The following is a 3,519-nucleotide window of genomic DNA, read 5'->3' as shown; positions in this document are numbered from 1 at the left end:
TCCTCCATTATTCCTTTTGCCCGAACACTATGCTGAAGTAATTACCCTTTTCGGGGATTTTCTTCAATTCCTTTATGATTATCTCATCATCCATGAAAAGGCGCTGAGCAAAAGTAAATTTATTGTAACCCTCTTTTTTCATGGAGTCTATTATCTCGAGTGGTCTGGTTGCTTTAAGAACGATCTTATATGCTTTTTCAGATCCATCGCTTACTTCAAATGAAGCATCTACCTCTGCATCAGCTCTGGAAGCAAAGGATGTAATGGAACTGATGCCTGGTATTGTAGCAGTTTCTACATCCGGGTACAGCCTGTTCATAACTCTTTTCAGATGTGTGAAAGTTGAGAAGAAATTTGGATCGCCTATGAGCCCGAAGGATACAAGATTATGTCTGGATTCCTCTGCTATGAGTTCTGCGTTCTTTGTCCATACCTCATTGAGGACGTTATAATCGGTAAGCATGGGGAAATCAAGGATCTCTGCTTCCGCATACGGGGCTACAAGTTCAGCGGCCATTCTGCCGGGCACATACACCTTATGGCTTTTCTTAAGGGTCTCTACAGCCTTCAATGTAAGAAGTTCCGGGGATCCCGGTCCAAGTCCAACTCCAATCAGCATTTATATGATTCTCCTCTTAGTTCGTTTTGTCTGTTCCTCCGACAATGATGTACACCGGATTCTCAGGCTTGAACATTGTCTCGCCCACAAGATCGACCCCACGTGATACCATTACGTGGAGCACCTCGCGGAATATGCCAAGTTCTTTCATCCTCTGTATAACCCTTACTACGGTCTCTATACGCACAGCGTCCACGACTATACTACGGGCATTCTTTGCTGCAAGAGCATCCAGCACCTCCAGGATGTTCTTAGATCCGCCTACAAAAGCGCAATCTACTTTTTCCGCCTGTGCAATGACCTCAGAGGATTCACCGAAAACCAGATTCACGTTCGCTATCTTAAATGCTTCGAAATTCTTCTCTGCTACCTCAATAGCTTCTTCCCTTGCATCTATTGCAGTGATGTGAAGGTTCTTAACAAGTGAACTTGCTTCAATTGACACAGCACCTGTACCGCACCCCACATCGAAGAAAGCATCGCTGTCCCTCAATCCCATCTTTGATAGAGCGATAGCGATTATTTCTGGTTTTGTTGGGCCGCCGCTTACACGTAAAAGATCAAACATGTTCCACCTAATTTAAGTAAACTGGAGTTCTGGAGTTAAGTAGATATAACTTGTTCCTCATAAAACTTGTGCGAAATATTCTTTAACACAAAAGCTTTCCATGTTAAAAGGTTGTTGGATATGACTGATAAAAGTACTAAAAAGTTACTGGTACTGGGGACTGCTTCTGATGTAGGCAAAAGCATAATGGTCACAGGCCTTTGCAAGATCCTTTCAGAGAAATACAAAGTGGCTCCGTTCAAGGCCCAGAACATGAGCCTCAATTCCTGGATCACTAAAGACGGCAAGGAAATAGGCATAGCACAGGCCGTGCAGGCCAAAGCCGCAGGAGTTGACCCTACCGCGGATATGAATCCGGTGCTTCTGAAACCTAAAGGTGACAGGACATCACAGGTTATCATTCTTGGGGAACCCTACGCTGATAAATCCGCCGGCAATTACTATGATTCCATCTCGGAGACAATGGAAGTTGTAAAGGGTGCTCTTGACAGGCTTGGCGAGAAGTACGAGCTCATTGTCATGGAAGGGGCTGGTGGAGCAGCGGAAATTAATCTCTATGACCGGGATATCGTGAATGTGGGCACAGCAAGGCTTACGCAGGCCCCCATCATCCTGGTGGGCAACATCGAATCAGGAGGAGTGTTCGCAAGCCTGTATGGCACAGTTGCACTGTTGCCCGAGGACATACGCGGCAACATAAAGGGATTCGTAATCAATAAGTTCAGAGGAGATCCTGCCATCCTGGAGCCCGGGTTAAGGCAACTGGAGGAGATGACAGGTATTCCTGTGTTGGGCGTATTGCCCTATTACAAGCTCAATATCCCATCCGAGGACTCCATGGCCATCTATTCAAAAAGCAGGAATACTTCATCGGGATGCCTGAACGATGTGGACATTGCAGTGATAAGATTACCACGCATATCCAATTTTACAGATTTCGAGCCCCTGGAGCGTCTGGCAAAGGTAAGGTATGTGGAACTGCATGAGGATCTTGGCACTCCGGATTGTATCATCATTCCGGGTACTAAGAACACTATCAGCGATCTGTTGGACCTCAAGGCGAGCGGTATGGATGAACAGATCCGGAACATGTATGGCAGAGTGCCCATTTTCGGAATATGCGGCGGTTATCAGATGCTTGGCAAGACCTTGCATGATTCCGGCATAGAGAATGGCCTGGAGGCGGATTATGAGGGTCTGGGGCTGCTTGAGGTGGAAACGGCCTTTGGGGAGTATAAGAAGACCACTACCCAGGTAAAAAAGAAAGTAGTTGCCGAGGGACCTATATTCCGTCATATAAAGGATGAGGAAGTATGGGGATATGAGATCCATATGGGCAAGACAGTGACCCCAAGGACTGCGTTCGGTGATGACGGCAGCATCGATGAGAGCGGTACTGTCATAGGTACGTATCTGCACGGCCTGTTCGAGAACAGCAACATAAGGACAGCCCTGATGATCTACCTGGCAGAAAAGAAGGGTGTGGAGTTCCACCCCGAGGTGGCTACCACCGAAGAAGAAGCATATAAGGAACTTGCCGATATCGTACGCAGCTGTCTGGACATGGACAAGATCTATGCGATGATCGAAAAAAGTTGATCTTAAAGTTAAAGTAGGAAGTTAAATTAAAGCAGAAAGCCTTATTCTACCGGACACGGAGTAAGGCCTTCTGCAAAGCAGGATGAATGTGAAACTGCGGTATTCAGATCAAAGGTCTCTAATTTGTTGTTGGAAGTGTATTTGACAATACTATTTTTTCCAACGGATCTGGCATACTTGAAAGCAATATATGTCTTTTCCAAAGTATCTCCGATCCCAACAGAAACAGTATTCGTATTTCCTATTTTCTCCAGGTAATTGGACAGGTCTATCAGATCAACTGCATCGCATTTACATAAGATGCAATCGCCTGCAGAGAAAACTATTTTCAGGTTTTCATGCCGCAAATGGTCAATGATCCTATCAATTGTATTTGTTATATCCGTACCTGTCCTGGAAATGTTCGTTTCATCATTTTGAAGCAGGCATTTCTCGAACTTTTGATGAATATCGTCCCCATCTATGGCTATGTATATCATATTGAACTCCCTCATTAATATATTCGGTTTCAATGGATATAATGTATTCTTCAGGATTATCTCCTTCATGTTATTTTACCCTAGCTTTAATAATTTTTGACACTCCACGTTTAACAGCAATGTATATATGCTATTACCTAGTTATACATCAATGTACAATTTAAAACATTAATGTGTATAATGGTGTTATCATGCAGTCATACATACAAAAAGTAAGTGCAGGTGAGAACCTGACATTGCAAGAGGCTGAGAAA

The 3,519-nt window shown here is 44.4% G+C and carries 4 protein-coding genes; 1 reads left to right on the top strand and 3 read right to left on the bottom strand.

The window, feature by feature from the left end; all coding sequences use genetic code 11:
* Positions 1-7: 7 nt before the first annotated feature.
* Positions 8-619 carry a cobalt-factor II C(20)-methyltransferase gene (locus tag A4E24_RS05800; RefSeq protein ID WP_292352340.1) on the bottom strand — a complete coding sequence of 204 codons (612 nt, stop codon included), beginning with the start codon at positions 617-619 and terminating at the stop codon, positions 8-10.
* Between the two features lie 16 nt (positions 620-635).
* Positions 636-1,187, bottom strand: coding sequence for a precorrin-6Y C5,15-methyltransferase (decarboxylating) subunit CbiT (gene cbiT, locus A4E24_RS05795; RefSeq protein WP_292352339.1), 552 nt, complete (start codon positions 1,185-1,187; stop codon positions 636-638).
* Between the two features lie 120 nt (positions 1,188-1,307).
* Between cbiT and A4E24_RS05790 the strand changes: the two genes are divergently transcribed.
* Positions 1,308-2,786, top strand: a complete 1,479-nt coding sequence (locus A4E24_RS05790; protein WP_292352338.1) for a cobyric acid synthase — start codon at positions 1,308-1,310, stop codon at positions 2,784-2,786.
* 41 nt (positions 2,787-2,827) lie between these two features.
* Here the strand turns inward: A4E24_RS05790 and A4E24_RS05785 are convergent, their stop codons facing one another.
* Positions 2,828-3,265 (bottom strand): mCpol domain-containing protein, encoded by a 438-nt coding sequence (locus A4E24_RS05785; protein ID WP_292352337.1) that lies wholly within the window; start codon positions 3,263-3,265, stop codon positions 2,828-2,830.
* Positions 3,266-3,519 lie beyond the last annotated feature (254 nt).

Source organism: Methanomethylovorans sp. PtaU1.Bin093, from assembly GCF_002067275.1.
In the GTDB taxonomy this organism is placed as follows: Archaea; Halobacteriota; Methanosarcinia; order Methanosarcinales; family Methanosarcinaceae; genus Methanomethylovorans.
This window is presented reverse-complemented; position numbering and strand designations above follow the sequence as displayed.